Source organism: Streptomonospora mangrovi (assembly GCF_027604915.1).
In the GTDB taxonomy this organism is placed as follows: Bacteria; Actinomycetota; Actinomycetes; order Streptosporangiales; family Streptosporangiaceae; genus Streptomonospora; species Streptomonospora mangrovi.
In genome coordinates this window covers 1-4,647 of the sequence record NZ_JAJAQC010000109.1, presented here as the reverse complement: position 1 = coordinate 4,647, position 4,647 = coordinate 1, and the positions used below count along the sequence as shown (strand labels likewise).

General features: G+C 75.8%; 3 protein-coding genes. All 3 read left to right on the top strand.

Translation table 11 applies throughout. From position 1 onward, the window contains the following. Nucleotides 1-387: 387 nt before the first annotated feature. Nucleotides 388-1,200 (top strand): SAM-dependent methyltransferase, encoded by an 813-nt coding sequence (locus LG943_RS27545; RefSeq protein WP_270075306.1) that lies wholly within the window; start codon nt 388-390, stop codon nt 1,198-1,200. Nucleotides 1,201-1,380: 180 nt separating this feature from the next. Next, the gene (locus tag LG943_RS27540) at nt 1,381-1,740 is read left to right on the top strand and encodes a hypothetical protein (protein WP_270075305.1); all 360 of its coding nucleotides are present in this window, start codon (nt 1,381-1,383) and stop codon (nt 1,738-1,740) included. Between the two features lie 74 nt (nt 1,741-1,814). Continuing rightward, entirely contained in the window at nt 1,815-4,373 is a 2,559-nt protein-coding gene (locus LG943_RS27535) for an ATP-dependent Clp protease ATP-binding subunit (RefSeq protein WP_270075304.1), read from the top strand. The last annotated feature ends 274 nt before the right edge of the window (nt 4,374-4,647 follow it).

The window sequence follows — 4,647 nt, the reverse complement described above, 5'->3', positions numbered from 1 at the left end:
GCGGGGGCGCGCCCGCGCGACCGGGACGGACGGTCTCGCGGGCGCGGTCATGGGAAGCGGCGGTCGGGGGCGCCGCCCGCGCGGGCGGCGGCGCGCGGCGGGGCCGGCGGCGCGGACCGGGGGCGCCGGGAGCGCCGCGCGCGGTCGGGGCCGGAGGGCCGGGCGCGCAATTGGTTTAGTTTTGAACTAACCGAGGAGGAGTCTACCCGCGCCGCCGAACGCGCGGGCGCGCGAGCGGACCCCGAATTGCTCACATCCCTTTGGCCAGCGGCTTTCCCGTGTCCGAAAAAGGGCGCCGCGCAGGCGATTGCAATGGTTCGCCGGACCTGGTTCCATTTCAGCTCGCGGCGCCGCCGGCGCGCCGCCCCTGCGGATGGAGGACGACGCGTGGAAGGCCAGGGTCCGGCCCCCGAGGGGGTCGACGTCACCACCCCCAACGTGGCGCGGATGTACGACTACTACCTCGGCGGCAAGGACAACTACGCCGCCGACCGCGCCGCCGCCGAGCAGGTGATCGCCATGGTCCCCGAGATCACCGCGATCGCCCAGGCCAACCGGGGCTTTCTGGGCCGGGCGGTGCGCCACGCCGCGGAGTCGGGCATCCGCCAGTTCATCGACCTGGGCACGGGCCTGCCCACCCAGGACAACGTCCACGAGGTCGCCCACCGCGTCGCCCCCGACGCCCGCGTGGTCTACATCGACTACGACCCGGTCGTCATCGCCCACGGCGAGGCGCTGCTGGCCACCACCGACAACGTCCGCCTGCTCCAGGCCGACCTGCGCCGCCCCGACGACATCCTGGCCAGCCCGGTGCTGCGCTCCCTCATCGACCTCGACCAGCCGGTGGCGGTGCTGCTGGCCGCCATCCTGCACTTCGTCCCCGACGAGGAGGACCCCTACGCGCTCGTGGGCCGGCTGCGCGACGCCATGGTGCCCGGCAGCATGCTGATCCTCTCCCACGGGTGCGCCGACGACCAGCCGGCGGCCGAGGACGAGGCCGACATCCGCGACGTCTACCGCTCGGCCACCTCGCCCATCCTGGCGCGCTCCCGCGCCGAGATCGCCCGGTTCTTCGACGGCTTCGAGCTGGAGGAGCCCGGCCTGGTGCCGGCCGCCGACTGGCGCCAGGTCTCCGCCGACACCCCCTTCACCCCCAACCGCTCGCTGCTGATGGCCGGCGTGGGCCGCCGCACCGGCTGAGCCCGCCGCACCGCTCTGTTCACGCCCCCCGCCGCGCCGCGCCGGGGGGCGCTCGCGCCTGTTTTGCCAGGTCGGCGCTGGGTAGCCGCCGCAGGGACACGACCACGCCCGCGCCGCCGCGCCCGCCGGACCGCACGGCGGCGCCGGCGCGGGCCACCCGCGGGAAACGGAGTGATCTCCATGTCCGCAGAGCGCACCACGCCCCCGATCGCCGACTACGACGGGCTGCCGGCCGGCGCCCTCCGGCACCGCGTGCGGTCGCTGACCACCGAGCAGATGCGCGACCTCATCGCTTACGAGTCCAGCCACGCCAACCGCTTCCAGGTGCTGGAGATGCTGAAGTCCCGGCTGGCCGAACTGGAGGCCGGCGCCCGGCCCAGCGGCGGCGACCAGAGGTTCCAGCCCGAGACCCCCGACGCGCCGCGCGGCGGCTCCGCGGTCGCGCCCGGCGGCCAGGGGCCGGCCGGCAACCCGCCGCCCCACGGGGTCCCCGCCCAGCCGGCCCGGCCCAAGGGCGACTTCCGGCCCGGCGGCTCCTGACCCGCCGACGCCACCCGCACGGGCGCCGCAGCCGGGGGGAGCGGCGCCCCGCTCCAGCAGAGGAGGCCCCATCCATGTCGCACGACTTCCCGGCCGGCGGGTTCGACCCGCGCTCCTTCGAGGAGTTTCTGGCCCGGTTCTTCGGCTCGGCCGGCGCCCGCCGCTCCACCCAGCGCGTGGACCTGGCCAAGCTCATGGACGAGGCCATGCGCGAGGTCGTCTCATCGGCCATCTCGCGCGCCTCGCAGACCGACGGCACCGACCTGGACGCCGCCCACCTGCTGTGGGCGCTGCTGGGCTACGCCCCGGCCGCCGACCTGGTGCAGCGCACCGGCGCCGACCCCGAGGAGCTGGCCGCCGCCGCGGCCGGCGAGGCCGAGCGGGCGCCCACCGCCGGGCCGGGCGTGCCGGCGCTCACCCCGGCCGCCAAGCGCACCCTGCTGGACGCCCACCAGATCGCCCGCGCCCTGGGCCGCTCCTACATCGCCCCCGAGCACATGCTGTTCGCGCTGGCGGTCAACGCCGAGTCGCGCGTGGGCCGGCTGCTCAACGGCGCCGGCGTCACACCGGAGTCGCTCCAGGCCGCCGCCCGCCAGGCCGGGGCGCCCGGCGCCGGCCCGGCCGCGCGCGGCGCCGGCGAGGGCGGCGCCGACGGCGGCGCCACCCCCAACCTGGCCGAGTTCGGCACCGACATGACCGCCCTGGCCGAGGAGGGGCGGCTGGACCCGGTGATGGGCCGCGACGAGGAGGTCGAGCAGACCATCGAGGTGCTGGCCCGCCGCCGCAAGAACAACCCGGTGCTGATCGGCGACCCGGGCGTGGGCAAGACCGCCATCGTGGAGGGGATCGCCCAGCGCATCGCCGACAACGACGTCCCCGACACCCTGAGCGGCCACCGCCTCATCCAGCTCGACCTGGCGGGCGTGGTGGCGGGCACCCGCTACCGCGGCGACTTCGAGGAGCGGGTGCGCAACATCATCGAGGAGATCCGCGGCGACGACCGGCTGCTCATCTTCATCGACGAACTGCACACCGTGGTGGGCGCCGGCGGCGCCGAGGGCGCGGTCAGCGCGGGCAACATGCTCAAGCCGGCGCTGGCGCGCGGCGAACTCCACATGATCGGCGCCACCACCCTGGACGAGTACCGGCAGAACATCGAGAAGGACGCCGCCCTGGAGCGGCGCTTCCAGCCGGTGCTGGTCTCCGAGCCCTCGGTCGAGGACACCGTGGAGATCCTGCGCGGGCTGCGCGACCGCTACGAGGCCCACCACCAGGTGCGCTTCAGCGACGACAGCCTGGTCGCCGCAGCCCAGCTCTCCGACCGCTACGTCTCCGACCGCTTCCTGCCCGACAAGGCCATCGACCTGGTCGACCAGGCCGGTGCGCGGGTGCGGCTGCGCGCCAAGCGGCCCAGCGTCGACGTCCGGCAGTTGGAGGAGCGCCTGCGCGACCTGGAGGCCCGCAAGGAGCAGGCGGTCCGCGAGGAGGACTACGAGGCCGCCTCCCAGGCGCGCGACGAGATCGGCCGCACCCGCGAGGAGATCTCGCGCACCCGCGACTCCGGACCGGAGCGGGTGCCCGAGGTGGGGGTGGACGACATCGCCGAGGTGGTCTCGCGCATCACCTCCATCCCCGTCTCCCAACTCACCCAGGAGGAGCGGGAGCGGCTCACGGGGCTGGAGGAGCGCCTGCACCAGCGCGTCGTAGGCCAGGACGAGGCCGTGCGCGCGGTCGCCGAGGCCGTGCGCCGCTCCCGCGCCGGCCTGGCCTCGCCCGACCGGCCCATCGGCAGCTTCCTGTTCCTGGGGCCCACCGGCGTGGGCAAGACCGAGCTGGCCCGCGCGCTGGCCGAGGCGCTGTTCGGCTCCCAGGAGCGGATGGTGCGCTTCGACATGAGCGAGTTCCAGGAGCGCCACACCGCCGCCCGCCTCGTGGGGGCGCCGCCCGGCTACGTGGGCTACGAGGAGGCCGGGCAGCTCACCGAGGCCGTGCGCCGCCAGCCCTACACCGTCGTGCTGCTGGACGAGGTCGAGAAGGCCCACCCCGACATCTTCAACCTGCTCCTGCAACTGCTGGACGACGGGCGGCTGACCGACGGCCAGGGCCGGACCGTGGACTTCCGCAACGTCGTGGTGATCATGACGAGCAACCTCGGCTCGGAGTTCGTCACCGGCGGCGGACCGATCGGGTTCACCGGCGAGATGACGGGCGGCCAGGGCACCCAGGACCGCATCATGGCCCGGCTGCGCGAGGAGTTCCGCCCGGAGTTCCTCAACCGCATCGACGAGATCATCGTGTTCAGCCCGCTCACCGACGACCAGCTCGGCCGGATCACCCGGCTTCTGCTGGACGAGACCGAGCGCCGGCTGCACGCCCAGGACATCGCCGTCGAGTTCACCGACACCGCCGTGCGGTGGCTCGCGGCGGCCGGCCACCAGCCCGAGTACGGCGCCCGGCCGCTGGCCCGCACCATCCAGCGCAGCGTGGGCAACCGGCTGTCGTCCATGCTGCTGGGCGGCGAGGTCGCGCCCGGCGACCGGGTCCTGGTGGAGGTCGGCGACGACGGCCTGGAGTTCGAGGTGGACCGCTCCCACCGCCGCGTGGCCGAGTCGGCCGCCGGTCCCACCCGCTGACCGCCGGCCCGCACCGCCCGACCACCGCCCGCGTCCCGCAGCAGGGGGCGCGGGCGGTGGTGTGTGCGGCGCGGTGTGTGGGGGAGCGGCGGCGGAGCACGGCGCCGCGCGGGGCGCGTGCGCCGCCCGGTGGCGGTGCGCCGCGTGAAGGCCCCCGGCGGCGCGGTGCACGGTTGGTGACCGCCCCGCCCGCCGCCGGCGCCGGGGCGCGGGACCGCCGCGCGGGGCCGCCCGAAACCCCGCCGGGGGCGCGGCGGCGCCCCGCCGCGCCCCC